The sequence below is a fragment of the Mesorhizobium sp. CA8 genome, assembly GCF_020164955.1.
GTDB lineage: Bacteria > Pseudomonadota > Alphaproteobacteria > Rhizobiales > Rhizobiaceae > Mesorhizobium.
The window spans coordinates 83,513-99,642 of record NZ_JAIUHG010000026.1 but is presented as its reverse complement, the minus strand read 5'-3'; the positions used below and the strand labels follow the sequence as shown (position 1 = coordinate 99,642).

Below are 16,130 nucleotides of genomic sequence, written 5' to 3'. Positions count from 1 at the left end.
CCCATCCGAGCAACCCTCGTCTTTTAATCGCACGAAAGGGCGGGCCACCGATCTCCGCCTCGGAACATGACGTCTAGCCCAATATGAGCAACCGGTAACCGTCCACAATAAGACAATGGCTTCCGGCGTTACACGGCGCCAAGCCGCGCTAACTTGCTCGCTCTTACGCTTCGCGCGACTTCTCGGCGCGGTGATACGCCCTTTGGCGCGCCGCAGTTATTGCGCGGCATCCTTTCGATCTGCAACGAGACGAGCTCTGGTTCGAGTGTGCCGTCGACAGTGGCGAATTGGTTGGAATCGTACCGGGCAAATCGCACTTCGCCTGCAGACCATTTCGCTATCACTCCCCGCGGCTTTACGGAAAGTCGCCAGCATCCTGGATTGCTTCCGCGACCTTCGAAGTGCTGTTCACATCCATGCCGGCGTAGGTCGCTGTCGCACTGAAGTTCGTCGCGGTAGCCCTCAGGACCGCCTTGCGTGCTTACGGCGCCACCACCTCGCCGGTTCGCGTTTCCCATGCCGTGATTTGGGCCTCGTAGCTAAATTCTTCCATCAGATCCGCCGCGCCAAAGGCGGGCGCAAGGCATGTAAAAACCAAGCATACAGCTGTCGCGAATCTTGCTCTTGTCATCAGAGTGTCAGGTCGCCGTAGAGAACGCGGCGCACATGACCGACGAAAGTCGCCGATTTGATTTGCGATTTCTATTACGAGATCACCTAGCTTCGGTGCGTGCTTAGCCGCCCCGCAGCACGCGCCAGATATCGGACCAATAGGCCGCGATCAGGGAAGCCAGAGCCGCAGCCGGCAATCGGATCGCCAGCAATCGCGAGCAGTTGCACCGGATCAGCAAGAGCCTGTCGGTTAGCGGCGATAGGATGATGCAGAGCGCGACCGCCCAAGGATGTGCAACTCCATACCGACAGCCGGAGGTGGCTTCATAACAAGCTGTAGCTGATCCACCTCCAAAGCGAAGCGCGCGTGGGCAGCTGAGATTTGGAGCAGCTTCCTCAGACGCGCGGCAGACGGGGCCCGCCCGCGACGAACCTGCCCCGTCCACACAGCCGGTCCGAATGTCGTCGCCGGTGAAAGAGGCGCTCTCGCCACCAACCCGAAATCGTGTGGCGGCCGGAACAAAGGGGTCTGGCGCTTGTTGAGTGACACCCATTCAGCAAGGAACCTATCGATGAAACACCGCCTTCTAATGACAGCGCTGTCCACCTGCGCGGTCCTGACATTTGCCGTGCCTTCCTATGCTGCCGATAAAGCTCAGGACTTCGTCGATAAGGCCGCCGCCGGAGGCATGTTCGAGGTCGAGTCGAGCAAGATCGCACAAGGCAAGGCTCAGGATCAGGCAGTCAAAGACTTCGCGCAGAAGATGATCGACGATCACGGCGCGGCAAACGCCAAGCTGGAGACGATCGCCGGCGAGCAGAAACTGAAGGTGCCTGCCCAGACGGACGCCGCGCACAAGAGCGAACTCGACACCCTGAACACCGGCAAGGACGCACTCGACAAGTCTTACGTGCAGATGCAGCGCGACGCACATGCTGACGCTGTGAAGCTGTTCGAAGGCTACGCCAAGGACGGCGACAATGCTCAGCTCAAGACATTCGCGCAGCAGACGTTGCCGACGCTCAAGATGCATCAGGAAATGATCGAAAAGATCGCATCCGGCACCAGCGACAAGTCTTCCACGACGAGCTCGACGACGCCCGCGGTCTCCACGAGCGACACCAATAATCCGGCCGCGCCCGTGCCTGGCGCCAACAGCTTCACCGAAGCGCAGGCGAAATCGCGGATTCAGGATGCCGGCTTCTCCAATGTCAGCGCGCTGACGAAGGACGACCAAGGCATCTGGCGCGGCACCGCCCAGAAAGACGGAAAGCAGGTGACCGTAGCGCTCGATTTCCAAGGCAACGTGGTTGCCGGCGCTCAATAACCGAACTCAGAAAGGGAGTGAAACAATGACCACTGTCACCGGACTTTTCGATGACTATCAGGACGCCTCCGACGCCGTGAGCGAATTGGAAGCCATTGGCGTACCGCGAGACGACATCAGCATCGTGGCCAACAATTCCGACAATTGGTATCGACAGGACGAGACTTCAGAAACCGGCGAAGATGCCGCCGCTGGTGCCGGCCTGGGAGCGCTGGTCGGCGGCGCGGGCGGCCTGCTCACGGGGCTCGGGATCATGGCGATCCCCGGTGTCGGGCCCGTTGTGGCCGCAGGCTGGCTCGCTGCTACGGCTGTCGGCGCGGTTGGCGGCGCTGTGGTGGGCGGAGCCGCAGGCGGCATAGTAGGGGCGCTGACTGAATCTGGCGTTTCGGAACGTGATGCACATGTCTACGCCGAGGGCGTGCGCCGCGGAGGCAGTCTGGTGACTGCCAGAGTGGATGATCGGCTTGCCGGCGAGGCTGAACGGATCCTGCGAGGAGAGCGTTCCGTCAATATCGACGAGAGGCGTAGCGCTTACGAGGCCGGCGGCTGGACAGGGTTCGACGCCACCGCAGAGCCCTATGATGCCATCGAAGCGGAACGCGATCGCGTTCGCCGAACGACACCGCTGTAATCAATGAGGCCCCGTGGAACTCTCCACGGGGCCTTTGTGTAACCCGGCTGTAGCAATCTCATGCAACGTCACGCAGGCCCAGCGGCTAATTGCGCCGCTTCACCCAATGGGCGGCAATTTGCTCTAATGCGACCTCTCAAAAGACAAGGTGCTTACGCTTTCGTTCGGGCTTTTTCGGCTGGCGCGCCAGAATTCCCCGACCCATTGGAATATCCAGGATCGTTTGCAGCTTTGCGAGCTGCTCCGGAAAATTCTGCGCAAGGTATCTAACCACCCGCGCGTTCTCCATCAGCCGATCGAGATAGGACCTTGCCGCCGTTAGCTCAAGCGCCCAGATGCCGCCAAAGCTGGCGCAGTACAGGAATTCATCATTCAGCGCGTCAAACTCGATTTCCATGGCAGCTAGCTGCTCGGCTGTAACGCCAACAAACTTCCTTCTTGGCCTGGACGAATCCGCCAACTGCGAAGCCGGCGTTAGTGTGCTGAGAAGCTGCGCATAGTGGAAGTTCGCCCGTTTCAGAGCGATCATCAACTTTGCCGCCTTGAGCTGCCTTTCGGGCACCATCTTGCGCAATGATGCGAAGACCTGGGGCGGCACATACCAATCCTGCAGGAGATCGAGGACCTCAGGAGAAATTCCGCAGATCGCTGACTTCGCTTCAACAGGTGGACTCGGGGTCGGCGCAGGTTGCTGGCCAATGACCCGTTCAGCCAATGGCTTTGGCAGGACCGCGAGGCCTTCGGCCGATAGCAGGCGACGGAACGGATCCTGCTGCAACGGAACTCGCAACGCTCCAGCCATTATCTCCAGCCGATGCCGAGGGACTCTCGCCTCGACCATCATGCTGCGCGTTCTTTCGCATTCAGCCGTATAGGTCCTGCGCAGCCAGGTACCGGTGAACACCCGGCCGGGCTCGTGCATTTTCTCCAACAGTGCGGCGTGCCTGGTGCGGCTGTTTTGCAGAACGCGGTAGGCGGCTTGCTGGCTCAAAGTGACGCGCCGTACCGTCATGAGGCGCTCCCCACGAATGTCCGGCCAGCTAGTGCAACAAGCGGGTTCAACGATGGGAAAAGAAACGCGTCGAGCTTCATGCCATTGTTGACATGGAAATTCCCCTTGATCCCGGCGACTTCATGCGTTGGGACGATCAGGTAATCACGAATGGCCAAATCGCCCGGATGCATTCGGATCAGAACGAAGATATCCGCCGTGGCCTCTCTCGCGGCCTTTGAAGACCAGCGCGGATAGGCGCTGTGAGAAACGCGACAACGGGCTATCGCGATCGCCACGGTGAACTCGTCATTGATCCGGATGAGCTCCCTTCCTGGGTCACAGGAGGCTTGCCCGCCTACCTCTTTGATCGCGACCAACAGGTCTTCTATCACGCGACAGCGGATAGCTTCGAGGCGCTTGCCGATTTCCATGAAATGACACTTTCTGGGCGGCCGGCAGCCGACCAGTCTATATGCGGCAAGCAGGCCTCCGAAACGCGATCTATAGCGCCAGCTCGATGGGCATCCGGGCGCTGCGTTGATGATCGCATCAGAAAGCTTCCCATGGCATTTGTAGAGACTTTGCAGGGCCGCCAGCATCTCGTCATCGCTCATGCGCGGGTACAGCAATTCAATTTTTCGCTGCGCCTTCTCAAACTGTTTGCGGTTTACGATCGGTTCAAAAACGTTTTCGGCCCTGACCCATTGGTCCGGGGGGTTCCACACCATCTTGCTTTTGAGTTTCATGCAGCGGCGATTCCAAACGTTGTTGCCGATATATTTCTCGTTGGTAAGGACACGGCGAACCCCTTCGCGCTTCCATGGCCGGCCGAAGTCATTCACAATTTCCCGGGCATTCAGGTATCTTGCGATCTCAGCTTCATTTTTCCGCGACCCGACAAACAGGCGAAAGATCAGCTGCACTGTCGCTATCTCCTCCGGCGGCCCGGGGACGATGATCACGCGGTCAGATTGAAGGTTCTTGTGCTCGTTGCGGCCGAGCAGCAGCTTCGGGTGTCCAAACTGGTCGACCATCAGACGCCTTAGTCCGAGCCCCTGCATGCCGCCGACGTGGAACCCCATCCCGGCCACCCTCAGCTGGCCCATGAAGACCTTCTGCGACAGCATCCGGCTATACTCTGCCGCCATGCTGCGCTTTATGGCCTTGAGTATGTCCGATCCTACGGTGCCGTCGTTGCCGAATTGCTCGGCGCAAAATTCGATCCGAACGCCGGCCATCTGACATCGATATTCATAGGAGGCGCTTTCATCGATGTTTTGGAATCGGCCCCATCGGCTCACGTCGTAGACGACGACCGTCTCGAAATCGGCGAGCCCGTGTTCAACGTCGAACAGCAGCTTCTTGAGGCCGGGCCGGCTTTCCATATGCAGTCCGCTTCGGCCGGGGTCTTCGTATGTGGCAACGATGTCGTACCCCATGACCTCGGCATAACCGCGGATTGCATCCCTCTGGTTGTCGAGTGAGTAGGTCTGCTGGTCGGTGGACATTCGGAGGTATTGCGCGGCACGAACGCCCCTCCTCCGAAGGGGGTCGCCTGCCGCCGCAAACTTGTCCATGGCCTTGCACCGTCGTGCCGGCACTTTAAATTAGCGGTCGATGGCCGCACGGCAAGAGGACTCGAATGCAGCAATATATCGGGCTGATTCATAAAGAAGAGGCGAGCGACTACGGCGTGTCCTTCCCCGACTTTCCCGGCGTCGTCACGGCTGGCGCAACGTTTGAAGAAGCGCGTCACCTTGCCGAGGAGGCCCTCGCCTTGCATGTCGAGGGTCTGATCGAAGACGGCGAGGCCGTTCCAAAACCCAACCCGATCGAGCAGATCATGGCATGCCTGGATCATCGCGGACTTGCTGCAATCATGGTGCCGTTGAAGGTCGGTTGAACACGGCAGCTGTCACTGTCCCCGGAGACGATCTTTCCCGTTTGGCAACCAAGGCGCTCAACCGCCGGGAAACCTTGATTCATTTCGTGAGCAGGCTCCGCCGCCGTTCCGCCGCAATGCAGCCCCACTCGGGAATTTGTTCGCCCCATCCTGTCAGTCCCCAGGGGCTTCAGAGGAGTTCGTAAGATGTTTATCAAGAAGGCCATTCTCGCGGTGGTGATGACGGCGGCGCTCGCCGGCTGCGAGACGCAAACCGAAGGCCAGCAGCGGGCCACCACCGGTGCATTGCTCGGAGGCGCCGGCGGCGCGCTGGTTGGCCAGGCAATCGGCGGCAACACGAAAAGCACGGTGATCGGCGCGGCGAGCGGCGCACTGCTCGGCGCCGTGGTCGGCTCGGCCACCACGCCTCAGCGCCGCGGCGATCAGCTCTGCCGCTATCAGGACCGCTATGGCCGCATCTACACCGCGCCCTGCGACGACCGCTACTACAACGGCAATTACTGATCGAAGTCTGATTGGCTGGAGACCGGCGCCTTGAGCGCCGGCTCCTTGCCTAAAACAGCAATGACAAGGAATGCATAAAGCGCGCTTGCTCGTGGCGGTCCACACGCCAGCAGGAAGGAACATTTCGATATTCATGAAGTTTGGCGAACCCTGTTGGGGAGCCAAATCCATGCACAGTCGAAAATCCGTGAAAGCGGCGCTGGTCAATCAGATCGACGCTGTTCAGCTCACAATCTCGCGGCTGCAGGCGGAGCTAGTCACCGGCTGCAAATCGAACAGAAACTCTCGGCGTTGTGGCTATGAACTCAACGCTCAGAAAGCACGCCTAGTTCGGCTGCAGGCGGTTCTAGCAAACTATCCCTCAGGACCGATTTCGGGAGACGGGCAGCCGCAGGCTGGGAGCGATAGCACGCACACTTGGTCGAGCGGGCGCTCGCATCCCCGATCGGAACCTCAGCGTTGCGTATAGAGCGTCTCAGGCCGCCGGAGACGCTCCTTTAAGCAAGCCCCGCCAGTTGATGGTCGACATGCGATCGAGACCGGCGCATTTAGCGCCGGCTCCTTCTCGTTGTCATTCTTTTGCACGGTTTCTACGGTACGGAGATTTTGCGGGCGGGCAGGAGGAGGTCGAGAATGACAAGCCTTGCCGGCGCACTGAAAAATCGCGGCAAACATGCGATCAAGCGGCTGCTTCGCTACGATGACCGCAACTGGCTGCGGATCCGCCAGATCGAAGCTTTCACAACGTTCCTCGAAGCAGCCAACCGCAAGTCGCGCGACGTGATCGAGATCTCGCCGGGCTGGAACCGCTATTGGCGCGCGCTCTGCCCCAACTATCGCTCGGTCGATTTCCCAGATTTCGACATCTGCAAGGACTGCACCGAGGAGCAATATTCGATCGTCATCGCCGACCAGGTGCTGGAGCATGTGCAGCGCCCGGTGGCGGCTGCCGCCAACATCCACGCCATGACGAAGCCCGGCGGCTGGGCGATGGTGGCCACCCCTTTCCTGTTCCGCGTGCATGCTCGCCCGCACGACTACAATCGTTGGACGCCCCCGGGCCTTAAGCAGCTCATGGTCGAGGGCGGCTTTGCCGAGGACGACGTGCAGGCCTTCGGCTGGGGCAACAAGGCCTGCGCCAGGGCGCATATCGGTGGCCCGGTGCGGGCGTATGGGGTGTGGCGGGACTTGAGCAACGACGAGGAATACCCGCTTATGGTATGGGCTTTCGCGAAGAAGCACGGTTAATCCCTGCTCCGAGCAGGACTTTCGAACGGCCGATCCGAGCCAAGACGGGACCTGTCCAACTGAGAAAGGAGTCCGCCCGTGCCGTGCGCAGCAGAACGCGTTCGGCTTCTTCTTTGAACTCGCTCCCAGAGAGAAGTTTTCGACCTGCCTTCGGCGGAACCGACCAGCGAAATTGCCGTTCTCTCATGCCGATCAGGAGCGCTCAATGTTCAACCCATGGGTCGATCTCTCTCTTTCCATTCTGGAGGCGCAGCAAGTGATCTGGCTTCGAAGTATGCGAATTGCCAGCGGCGGCAAAGCGGCTGAACGCGAAGCTAACTTGATGATCAGTGAAAAAATCGAGGCTGCCGGCCGCGCAACTGTGATGCTCGCTATGGGCGCATCAGCAGACAAGCTCGCAAGTTACTACGGCGGGAAGATTAGGGCGAACAGAAAGCGGCTTTCACGGTCGTCTGCGTGACCTAGCAGCTTGCGATCCGCCACCACGCAGTTGATTTGCCATCTGACGCGCGGCTTGTTCAGCCAAAGCGGCGTAGGTTTTCGCGCGACGGGGCTTCCATGGTCTCCATGAGGTCAAACTCATTCACCATCCCGCTCTGGAAGAGATAGACCAGTTTGGCGGCGACGTTCTGCGCATCGTCCGAGTCCAGTCGATGCCCCTCCTGCTTTTATAGGTGGTGCAGAATGCGCGTGAGCATTTCGAGGTCGGCCGATTCGAGGATTTGGGTGTGCATCTCAGCGCCTCACGATTGGACGAGAGTGCTATTCGCTCTCCCATCGTCCGTGCGCCATGACAAACCGGACGACGCACGGTCTTTAGGCGTTCCAGGAGTGGTTCGCATTCACATTTGAGGTTGTTCGCAAGCAGCGGCCTTCTAGAGCGCGCGCGGGAACGTTTATTTGGGTGAGAAGTTGGGCTGGGAGACCTGGAGAACATCTCAGAGTGTCCGTGTATGCCGTTGTTCTTTTTCGATATTTACGATGGAAGCGAGTTGATGAGAGACGACTCGGGTGTTGAATGTTCCTCCTTGGCAGAGGTGAGCAGCAGGCGGTCGACGTATTGCCGGACATCGCCCGTGAGGAACTGCCCAATGGCACTGCGCGGACGTTGTTTGTAAAGGTGCGCGACGATGCCGGGCGCTACATCTTCAGAGCATCCCTCAAGCTCGCCTCGGCCTGGATGGTCGAAGATGTGGGCGGCGAGCGCCAGCCCGGTGAGGACCGCTGGGAGGCAGCACTCTCCCGCACCAAAACCCAACTTGGTGAGCTACGCCGAGAGTTTTCAGAGGACGGGTTTGCGTTGGAAATGGACGGGCTCGACAGTCTCTTTTCGGTGGCTGAGGGCGAAGTCGAACGGCTTCGCCGCAACAAGTAAATATGCGCTCCGCGCTATGTGCAGCGCGCAGGGCTCCCTGAACGATCCAGCGCCTAATGAGGGAAAGCTCTAGGTCCTGCTGGTACTTCCCTCGCATTTTTTATGAGTTGGTTGATTTGTTTCCGAAGGGACATCCCCTCCAATTGCCGTATCTCGTACCCTTCGCTCTTAAGCTTTGTACGCACATCTCCGAAACTTGCGTATTCCCCGGACCTGGCCAGGTCAAATGCGCGCTCAATGGTCGTTTTTCTGTGATCCATAGGGCCACGCATATAGGCTCGAGGACGCCCGCGACAACGGTTTTTGGGCGCCAAATTTGAGGCCCAATCCTAGCCCCACGTCTTGTGCAGACGAAGTGGAAATTCTTGCAGCGTCAAATCCGACCTCTATGTCCAGCATCAGCGCAAACCGGCCGTAGCTAACGCTAAATCCAGGGTTCAGGAAGCTATCGCCATTTCCATTTCAAGCGCTGGAACGATCCCGTTGGCGTAGAGGATGACAGCATCCTCGAACTCGCCGCTTGCAGGATCGCCAGTGCGGCTGAATGCGACGACGCCGGCCGAACATCCCGCCAGTTTTTCTGCCAGTCGCAAGGCATGCTCGACATCCTGTACTTCCACCGCCTCTCCGGCGGTGATCGCTCCCTTGGGCGTAAAATTGAAACTCTGAACAACGAAATACGTCAGCAACACCGCCTCCTTTGCCGCGACAGTGTGACTCACCCAGCGATTATATATTTAACAGACCCAAGGCGAATTAGTCCTTGGCTTCAGGTATGGGTTGAACCTGATTAAGCAAGGTTGATAAGGCGGTAATGACCTGAGCCATCACGAACGGCTTGGTTATCATGATGCTGTTCGGAACGCCTTCGGACGGCCAGCGGACTGCGCTGTCCCCGCTTACATAGATCACCGGGAGAACAGGGGTCACGTCGCGGACGTGGCGGGCGATATCCCATCCGTTTTGCCTTCACCAAGCCGAATGTCCGTAAGCAATACTCTGATCTTTTCGGAGCCGGCGTCAAAGGTCGCCAACGCCTCCGTTGCATTGCTGGCCGACACAACGTCAACCCCGCCTCCGCAGCGCCGTCTCTAGGTCCAGCAGTATCAAGGGCTCGTCTTCAACGACGAGAACCGACATGTCGCCCAAGGGGAGACCCCACGTGCCGGCCGCTAACGCGAACCCGCCCCCAACCAGCGGATGAACTCTGCATCCTTCCCGGTGATTTCCTTCACCGCCTTCAAGATCACCCATGGCGCGGTAGCGGGCGCATTGCGTCGATATCAGGGGACTAACGATACTCTTATCTGCATGAGTGTTGTTGCTCGTCAGTGCGCGGTTGTTGGTGGGGCGATCTTCAGCAGGCGACGCTTGGCCGCCTTCGCGCGCGCTTGCCCGTTTCGGATGCGGCAGCACAGCGCAATGCTCACAGCGATACCATGGTTACCGTCGAGCATAGCCGTCGCTTGCTTCAGCGACTGGTCAGCGCGCTTTGCGTGCTGCCGGGCAGCCGCCATTTCGAGAACTACAAGTTCGACCGTCATCCCGTTTCCTCCGTCAAAAACCAATCGGCGCCAGGGCGTTTTGTTCCTGCGACGGTCGGGCGCAGCCGTGGTCACAGCAGCCCCACCGGGGGAAGGTGTTTGGCTGCAGCCCTTGGGCACCGACACCGCTCCGGGCAAAAAATGGTCGCAAAACCACATTGATCGTTTGGATCGCTCAGTGTGGTCATGGCTCGCGGCAACTAATTCTGCGCTCGAGAGCCATGCGGGTTCCGCTCCATCGTTGCATAGGGGCAACCTGCCCCGTGTCGGAGCACGCCGGCTGATGGTGGCGGTATTTGGTCCGATCATCGCCCGCCGACTGGGCGATCGCCTGGTCCAGTGCGCGCAAGCTGCGATATATCCGCACTGGCAGAGGGCTGCGACCTTCGGCGACGGTCGTACGATCGGATCGGGACAGGCGCATTCGCGAGCTCCGAATGGACCATAGCAGGTAGGATAATGGGACCTCAGTCCTCATTGCAGCACGAGCGATTATCGAACAACTTTTACTTACCGCCGAGTTCGAAACCACTTCCCCCCGGAATAGGTGTAGGCGGCTAGGCCCGGCTCGCATAATCCTGTGTCACCCTCGATCTGCGAGCCGGGCTTGCGCCGAAGCAGTTCATCATTTGACAAAATCCTTTGGCGGCTCCTCTGCAATGCTGAAGTCGTGGACGATGCCTTCGTATTCGTCGACAACGCGAACCCAGTGCTCTTGCAAGGCCTTGGTGGAGATCGCCTTTCCCGTCAGGGTCTCTGCGGCGCTGAGCGCATCAGGTGCTACAGATGTCGTTGCAACGATGCGTTCGCCATAGATCTCGTCGATTTGAAAGCGCGCCATCGAAAACCTCCTGAATCCAATGGCAACGCTCCCCGAAAGAGAAGGTTCAAGGTCCAACTAAGATCAGCGGAACCTAATATGCGGCTCCCACTTATGAAAAAATGAGCACACGCGGCGCCACTGCCAGACGGGCGGTGATCTCCGCCTTCTGCCTCTCCAGGTCTTCCATTCTCGCTTTCATCGAAGGTTGGTACAGGCCATCCGCGATCGCGGCCATGATGTTTGTCGCAAATGCCGCGGCGCCGGTGGTTGAGACAGGCATAGCGGTCGCGTGTGAACAGTCCGTAGCGCCCGCCGCTGCAGCCGCAGGTAAGCAACCCCGAAAGCAGGGAGACCGGCCGCTTCATTGTGTGCAGCCTCCTCGCCCGGGCCTTGCGCGTTGCGATCGCCACCGCCTCGAACTGGCTGGCAATGGATTTCTGCCTCTCCTTCACGGCCTGCCACAAATCGTCCTCGACGATCCTGAGATGCGGCACCTCGGCGCGGATCCATTTGGCTGGCGGATTGGCCCGCGACACGCGCTTGCCCGTCGCAGGATCCTTGACGTAGTGCAGGCGGTTCCAAATCAGCACGCCGGCGTAGAGCTCGTTGTTGATGACGCCGGTTCCCCGGATCACATGCCCGCACAATGGTGTCGCCCCAGTGTCGGCCGAGCGGACCAGGAATGTCCTCCTTGTTGAGGTCGACGGCGATTGCCTTCGGGCTCTTGCCGGCGGCGAATTCGCGGAAGATGCGGCGCACGATGGCCGCTTCCTCCGGCACGATCGCGCGGTCGCCGCGAACGGGCTCGCCTGCGGCATCCCAGTTTCTTCTCCACCCGGTAGCCGTAGCACAGCCCGCCCCCGACCTTGCCCTTCTCCACCCTACCCCGCAGGCCGCGATGGGTCTTAAGGGGCAAGGTCCTTGAGGAACAAGGCGTTCATCGTGCCCTTGAGGCCGACATGCAGCTCGCTGATCTCACCCTCGGCCAGGGTGACGATGGCAACGCCAGCGAATTTGAGATGCTTGAAGAGGGTGGCGACGCCGAGGCTAACAACTGCGACTGGTTTCTAAAGGACTACGTCTTGGATGCGGCATCTACTGCTATGTACTACGCCACCAAACAGCACTTGAAATTCGAGCGGGAAGGCCCTTTTCTCATCGGCTGGTCGCCCGCTTCCTCGCGCGGCAAGCCCGATAAGTTGGTTCTGGTCATAGATATGAGTGCATCAAACGACCAGGCTGCGATCGATCACGACTTCGATTTCTGGAAAGACCAGATCGTCCAGGATCCGGCTAGCTGGCGGTCCGGCTTTTCGCTTGAGGCCATTCGACAGAAAGTCAAAGACTTCGTCGACCACTACGGGGTTGACTTCGTTAAAGATGTCAAAATGGCCGGTCTGTAAGTGGACTGCGAAATTTAGCACAGCGTCTCGCAGACCTTACCGTCACCGTCCCGATCCAGCCTCTGGCCCCACGAACAGTTGTGCAGATACCATTGGGCTTCTTCGCACGACCCGATCTGCGCGCAGTATCGCCGCGGTTCACATGAATAGCCGCTTTGCGCGACCAGCTTGTGGCTGATAATGCCGAGCGGCTGGCTGGCCGGAGCCGCACCGTCGGCGTGCGACGCGCGCCGTGGTCACAGCAGCCCCACCGGGGGGAGGTGTTTCGCTGCAGCCCTTGGGCGCCGACACCGCTCCGGGCAAAAACGTTCGCAAAACCATTGGCTGTTTGAATGCTCAATGTGGTCATGGCTGGCGGCAACTAATTCTGCGCTCGAGAGCCATGCGGGTTCCGCCCCATCGTTGCATAGGGACAACCTGCCCCGTGTCAGAGCACGCCGGCTGATGGTGGCGATATTTGGTCCGATCATCGCCCGCCGACTGCGCGATCGCCTGGTCGAGCGCGCGCAAGCCGGGGATATATCCGCACTGGCAGACATGTTGGCTGCGACGTCACGCGACCTGTCGGCGGCGGTCGTACGATCGTATCGGGACACGCGCATTCGCGAGCTCGGCCTATCGCTTCAGCAGGCCATGCCATCAGCCACCGTGCACAAGGTCGCCAGCATTCATGCCGCGGCCGGCCGGAGCGCGCGGCGTCCGTTGCTTCATATATCGGATGGCAAGAGGGGCGGGGCGGAGGTCCCATAGACGCGGCGTTTCGCTCCGGAAGGTTTAGTCGCAAGCTGCGTCTGACGAAGAGCCCTTTCGCACCCCTGACAAGAGGTCTGCGTTGCTGATCTTTGGCCCAGTCATCCACGCCGGTGCTGTGGGCACGTCCTCGATCACGCCAATCTTGCGGGCCCAAGTCATAAAAGCCTTGTGTGCGGCCTCGACTGGTTTGCGACCGTCATGATATCGGCGGGGCGAGCGCTACTCGCCGTGGCTCAAAGCGACCTTGCGGCGGCGGCCTCAATTTCGGTGGCCACCCTTCGCAGGATGGAAGCGAGCCAAATGGAACCTGCCGCAGGCCTGACAAACAATGTCGCAGCGGTGTGCCAGACATTGGAGATCGCCGGCGTCGAGTTCATCCCCGAGAATGGCGGCGGCGCCGGGGTGAGGTTGAAGCAGACGCGGCGCGGCGGTTAACCACCTTCGCATATTCGATCGAACTAAATAGGATTGCCGGCCGTTTTGAGGCCATGGAAGATCGCCAACCTAGATTTCGCTGTCATCCCGAGCCGTCTGGCACATGGACTGTCTGGGACGACGTTACCGATGAGCCCGCGACCTTGGGAGGATGCAAACTCGTCGGCCGCACATGGGAGCGCGCCAAGACTGCCCGCGACTTGCTAAGGCGGATTTACAGCAATCGGCTCGACGCTCGATCAGTTCGACCACACGCACCGATCAGTTCAGTGGGTCGCGTCGATGATCCCATTTCGTCAATTCGGAAGCGACAAGATTTAGAATAGCGCCGGTTGCGTCAGGCTGCGGAAAGGTGGGCAGGATGGTGGCGGCTAGGGTGCTCCATTCTACCTGTAGCTGGTCAAATGCGGCGCGAGGGCCTGCTATAATTCTGTATGGCAGCCCGAATGGTGATTGTTCTGGCGCTTCTCTTCGCCTTCGCCTAAGGATTCGCGAAACTTGTGGAACGTTATGGCGGCGTGGGCGACAGACCCTTCCGTGTGAATCGTCAAACCCTGCTTGTTCAGACGCGAACGCCCTGCCTGCAAAGGGTGGCAAGATGCCGATCGAGGAGATCACGCCGAAGCCGAACAAGCATTGATCGATTCCGGCCAGCCCCTCCAGCGCGCGTTTCCCGCCGCCGCTGTCTTACACCGCCGAAGCGTCCGGCGCGCTCTGGCGCTTCCCTGTGGCCTGAATTTGGGCAAGCATCCGCTGCCGGGAGGAAACACGGCGCCGATCGAGGAATTCCTGGGCCTCACGCTCCCGCTCGAGCCTGTAGACATCGGGCAAAGGTTGCCAGTCGGCCGGCTTGTTCTTCATGCACCACTTCTCGCCGCGGAATGACCAGTGCTCGATCGCGACGAGCTCGCTGCCATCGAACCAGGCGGACGAGTTGAGCTTCAAGAAATCAGACGCCTGGCCGCCCACCAGATTTTGTCGATGTCGAGATCGCCGCGGCCGCGCTGCCAGGGCGTCCAACCCTTGCCGGGCCGCTCGATTTAAATTTTCGTCGCGCATGCAGCGAATGATGCATAAGTATCAGCTTATAGATAAGGCGGCCGATTGACCTATTCGGTGGAATACAGCGCCAGCCAACTTGCTTGTGCTGTGAATATGCATGTTTTAATAGCGGGGGTGGTGGCTTGGGGAAGCGCCACGATATCCGCATTTGTCGATTATTACGATCTGATGGAAATGAGCCCGAGGGCGACGCCAGAAACGATTGAGCGGATATTCCGCTACTACGCAAACGCTATCACCCAGACAACCAGGAGACTGGCGACGAGCGGCGTTTTAGCACCTGATCGAAGCGCACAACACGCTCAAAGATCCTGCCGCTCGCGCGCAGTATGATGTTCTACATAGGGAATATCTGACCCATAACCGTGAGATGGCTCAGGAATCCAGCGATCCCCTCGTTGTCGAGAAGGATGCGATCGTCCAGGCCAGAGTACTCCCACTGCTCTGCGAGAGGCGCCGGCAAGACGTCAACAATCCCGGCATCGGAGACCAACAGTTAGAACGCTTATCCAGTTGCCAACGCGAGCACCTCGAGTTCCACCTTGGGTATCTCAAGGCAAAAGGGTTCATCGCCAGGACTGAGAACGGGACATTTGCCATTACCATAAACGGCATTGATCGCGCCTATTCAGAGCGGCACGACAGCAGGCCTATCGCTACGAGATGCTGGAGAGCCTCGGGGCCAAGTAATCTGGTCACGGGCAAGGCGTCCAGCCCTTGCGCTGCTCTGGCGTCATCGCAAGATTCGTGAACTGCAGATATGGCCCATTTGAGTTCTCCTCGGCCTTGATTGGCCGAAGGAGAAACGGTGCGGGTCACCGCTCTGGGGCCGGCTCCAGACGGTCTCGTCTTAGCGGCGGTGTAGAGAAAGCGGACCTGGCTTATTGCCTAGCTCCAAGCTTGCGGGTTCTCAGGCGAAGGAGCCGGAACCGGGGTCCAACGTTCTCCGGCTGAAGCCATCGAACCTGCTGAATCATCTACCTCGAAAGCTATGTGCAGACCAAATTGGCCCTAGACTGCTGCCGGTCGGTTTTCGATGTCGCCAGCAGCAGTTCTCGGAAGCGACGGCTGGCCACAGGAAATTCGGAACTTTCTCGTGGCGAAGCGGTTAGTGTTCTTTGAGGACAACGGGGACGTGGGTTCAATTGAAAACCGAAAGCCACGAATCCTCGTGATCGAGGACGACGTCTTCATCGCAATGGATGTCGAGTACATGGTCGGCGAGTGCGGCTGCGTGCCTGTCGGGCCAGTCTCCAATGTCGAGGCAGGGCTGTTGGCGGTGCGGCAGAACGATCTCGACGGCGCGGTCCTCGACGTGAACCTCGGCGGTGAGCGCGTCTGGCCGGTCGCCGATCTGCTTCACGAGCATGGCGTTCCCTTCGTCCTCGCGACCGGTTATTCGATGGTGGAAGTGCCCGAGCGCTTCAAAGAGTGCCAGGTTCTGCACAAGCCGCTGACGGAGGGCGCTCTCTTTGCTGCACTCGACGCGCTCGGTCTCATGCGGCGATGAGACGG

17 protein-coding genes and 4 pseudogenes are annotated in these 16,130 nt (G+C 59.5%); 11 read left to right on the top strand and 10 right to left on the bottom strand.

Annotated features, from left to right (window positions below; genetic code table 11):
* Positions 1-1,184: 1,184 nt before the first annotated feature.
* Both LB553_RS24450 and LB553_RS24445 read left to right on the top strand, forming a co-directional pair.
* On the top strand, positions 1,185-1,940 hold the full coding sequence (locus LB553_RS24450) for a DUF4142 domain-containing protein (RefSeq protein ID WP_224516927.1): 756 nt from the start codon (positions 1,185-1,187) through the stop codon (positions 1,938-1,940).
* A gap of 25 nt (positions 1,941-1,965) precedes the next feature.
* Positions 1,966-2,571, top strand: a complete 606-nt coding sequence (locus LB553_RS24445; RefSeq protein WP_224516911.1) for a general stress protein — start codon at positions 1,966-1,968, stop codon at positions 2,569-2,571.
* A 136-nt stretch (positions 2,572-2,707) separates the two neighbouring features.
* Here LB553_RS24445 and LB553_RS24440 read toward each other — a convergent pair whose 3' ends face one another.
* Positions 2,708-3,583, bottom strand: coding sequence for a plasmid partitioning protein RepB C-terminal domain-containing protein (locus tag LB553_RS24440; RefSeq protein WP_224516909.1), 876 nt, complete (start codon positions 3,581-3,583; stop codon positions 2,708-2,710).
* Positions 3,580-5,142 (bottom strand): recombinase family protein, encoded by a 1,563-nt coding sequence (locus LB553_RS24435; protein WP_224516907.1) that lies wholly within the window; start codon positions 5,140-5,142, stop codon positions 3,580-3,582. The genes LB553_RS24440 and LB553_RS24435 overlap by 4 nt, the downstream gene beginning before the upstream one ends.
* A gap of 65 nt (positions 5,143-5,207) precedes the next feature.
* On the opposite strand from LB553_RS24435, the pseudogene LB553_RS24430 reads away from it, so the two are divergent.
* From LB553_RS24430 to LB553_RS24410, 5 genes and pseudogenes are all read left to right on the top strand, one after another.
* Positions 5,208-5,459: pseudogene (locus LB553_RS24430) on the top strand (type II toxin-antitoxin system HicB family antitoxin); the annotation flags it as partial.
* 195 nt (positions 5,460-5,654) lie between these two features.
* Positions 5,655-5,972, top strand: a complete 318-nt coding sequence (locus LB553_RS24425) for a YMGG-like glycine zipper-containing protein (protein ID WP_224516903.1) — start codon at positions 5,655-5,657, stop codon at positions 5,970-5,972.
* 633 nt (positions 5,973-6,605) lie between these two features.
* A complete protein-coding gene (locus LB553_RS24420) occupies positions 6,606-7,220 on the top strand; it encodes a class I SAM-dependent methyltransferase (protein ID WP_224516901.1) in 615 nt (204 codons plus the stop codon).
* 205 nt (positions 7,221-7,425) lie between these two features.
* Complete coding sequence (locus LB553_RS24415; RefSeq protein ID WP_224516899.1) at positions 7,426-7,680, top strand: hypothetical protein; 255 nt, start codon at positions 7,426-7,428, stop codon at positions 7,678-7,680.
* A gap of 558 nt (positions 7,681-8,238) precedes the next feature.
* The gene (locus tag LB553_RS24410; RefSeq protein WP_224516897.1) at positions 8,239-8,595 is read left to right on the top strand and encodes a DUF6894 family protein; all 357 of its coding nucleotides are present in this window, start codon (positions 8,239-8,241) and stop codon (positions 8,593-8,595) included.
* Between the two features lie 437 nt (positions 8,596-9,032).
* Here LB553_RS24410 and LB553_RS24405 read toward each other — a convergent pair whose 3' ends face one another.
* The 6 genes and pseudogenes from LB553_RS24405 to LB553_RS30725 all read right to left on the bottom strand — a co-directional run.
* Complete coding sequence (locus tag LB553_RS24405) at positions 9,033-9,284, bottom strand: hypothetical protein (RefSeq protein WP_224516895.1); 252 nt, start codon at positions 9,282-9,284, stop codon at positions 9,033-9,035.
* A 639-nt stretch (positions 9,285-9,923) separates the two neighbouring features.
* On the bottom strand, positions 9,924-10,139 hold the full coding sequence (locus tag LB553_RS24400) for a hypothetical protein (protein ID WP_224516893.1): 216 nt from the start codon (positions 10,137-10,139) through the stop codon (positions 9,924-9,926).
* Positions 10,140-10,764: 625 nt separating this feature from the next.
* A complete protein-coding gene (locus LB553_RS24395) occupies positions 10,765-10,980 on the bottom strand; it encodes a hypothetical protein (RefSeq protein ID WP_224516891.1) in 216 nt (71 codons plus the stop codon).
* A 91-nt stretch (positions 10,981-11,071) separates the two neighbouring features.
* Complete coding sequence (locus tag LB553_RS30605; RefSeq protein WP_263484210.1) at positions 11,072-11,197, bottom strand: hypothetical protein; 126 nt, start codon at positions 11,195-11,197, stop codon at positions 11,072-11,074.
* Positions 11,198-11,459: 262 nt separating this feature from the next.
* A pseudogene (locus LB553_RS30730) lies at positions 11,460-11,552 on the bottom strand (hypothetical protein); the annotation flags it as partial.
* Positions 11,553-11,661: 109 nt separating this feature from the next.
* A pseudogene (locus LB553_RS30725) lies at positions 11,662-11,721 on the bottom strand (hypothetical protein); the annotation flags it as partial.
* Between the two features lie 200 nt (positions 11,722-11,921).
* Between LB553_RS30725 and LB553_RS24385 the strand changes: the two are divergent.
* Positions 11,922-12,365, top strand: a complete 444-nt coding sequence (locus tag LB553_RS24385; protein WP_224516889.1) for a hypothetical protein — start codon at positions 11,922-11,924, stop codon at positions 12,363-12,365.
* Between the two features lie 14 nt (positions 12,366-12,379).
* On the opposite strand, the gene LB553_RS30845 is transcribed toward LB553_RS24385, so the two are convergent.
* Positions 12,380-12,532 (bottom strand): excalibur calcium-binding domain-containing protein, encoded by a 153-nt coding sequence (locus LB553_RS30845; RefSeq protein ID WP_224516926.1) that lies wholly within the window; start codon positions 12,530-12,532, stop codon positions 12,380-12,382.
* A gap of 886 nt (positions 12,533-13,418) precedes the next feature.
* On the opposite strand from LB553_RS30845, the gene LB553_RS30840 reads away from it, so the two are divergent.
* Entirely contained in the window at positions 13,419-13,553 is a 135-nt protein-coding gene (locus LB553_RS30840; RefSeq protein ID WP_412033376.1) for a hypothetical protein, read from the top strand.
* Positions 13,554-14,240: 687 nt separating this feature from the next.
* Here LB553_RS30840 and LB553_RS24370 read toward each other — a convergent pair.
* Entirely contained in the window at positions 14,241-14,612 is a 372-nt protein-coding gene (locus tag LB553_RS24370) for a hypothetical protein (RefSeq protein ID WP_224516885.1), read from the bottom strand.
* A 171-nt stretch (positions 14,613-14,783) separates the two neighbouring features.
* Here LB553_RS24370 and LB553_RS30835 point away from each other — a divergent pair.
* A pseudogene (locus LB553_RS30835) lies at positions 14,784-15,249 on the top strand (DnaJ domain-containing protein); the annotation flags it as partial.
* Positions 15,250-15,711: 462 nt separating this feature from the next.
* A complete protein-coding gene (locus LB553_RS24365; protein ID WP_224516884.1) occupies positions 15,712-16,125 on the top strand; it encodes a response regulator in 414 nt (137 codons plus the stop codon).
* Positions 16,126-16,130 lie beyond the last annotated feature (5 nt).

What these genes read in the sequence shown, in the direction of transcription:
- LB553_RS24415 (WP_224516899.1), top strand. Translation starts at nt 7,426, where the DNA reads ATGTTCAACCCATGGGTCGATCTCTCTCTTTCCATTCTGGAGGCGCAG.
- LB553_RS24385 (WP_224516889.1), top strand. Translation starts at nt 11,922, where the DNA reads ATGCAGCTCGCTGATCTCACCCTCGGCCAGGGTGACGATGGCAACGCC.
- LB553_RS24425 (WP_224516903.1), top strand. Translation starts at nt 5,655, where the DNA reads ATGTTTATCAAGAAGGCCATTCTCGCGGTGGTGATGACGGCGGCGCTC.
- LB553_RS24445 (WP_224516911.1), top strand. Translation starts at nt 1,966, where the DNA reads ATGACCACTGTCACCGGACTTTTCGATGACTATCAGGACGCCTCCGAC.
- LB553_RS30840 (WP_412033376.1), top strand. Translation starts at nt 13,419, where the DNA reads ATGGAACCTGCCGCAGGCCTGACAAACAATGTCGCAGCGGTGTGCCAG.
- LB553_RS24370 (WP_224516885.1), bottom strand. Translation starts at nt 14,612, where the DNA reads ATGCGCGACGAAAATTTAAATCGAGCGGCCCGGCAAGGGTTGGACGCC.
- LB553_RS24395 (WP_224516891.1), bottom strand. Translation starts at nt 10,980, where the DNA reads ATGGCGCGCTTTCAAATCGACGAGATCTATGGCGAACGCATCGTTGCA.
- LB553_RS24400 (WP_224516893.1), bottom strand. Translation starts at nt 10,139, where the DNA reads ATGACGGTCGAACTTGTAGTTCTCGAAATGGCGGCTGCCCGGCAGCAC.
- LB553_RS24420 (WP_224516901.1), top strand. Translation starts at nt 6,606, where the DNA reads ATGACAAGCCTTGCCGGCGCACTGAAAAATCGCGGCAAACATGCGATC.
- LB553_RS24440 (WP_224516909.1), bottom strand. Translation starts at nt 3,583, where the DNA reads ATGACGGTACGGCGCGTCACTTTGAGCCAGCAAGCCGCCTACCGCGTT.
- LB553_RS24450 (WP_224516927.1), top strand. Translation starts at nt 1,185, where the DNA reads ATGAAACACCGCCTTCTAATGACAGCGCTGTCCACCTGCGCGGTCCTG.
- LB553_RS24410 (WP_224516897.1), top strand. Translation starts at nt 8,239, where the DNA reads ATGTTCCTCCTTGGCAGAGGTGAGCAGCAGGCGGTCGACGTATTGCCG.
- LB553_RS30605 (WP_263484210.1), bottom strand. Translation starts at nt 11,197, where the DNA reads ATGGCCGCGATCGCGGATGGCCTGTACCAACCTTCGATGAAAGCGAGA.
- LB553_RS24435 (WP_224516907.1), bottom strand. Translation starts at nt 5,142, where the DNA reads ATGGACAAGTTTGCGGCGGCAGGCGACCCCCTTCGGAGGAGGGGCGTT.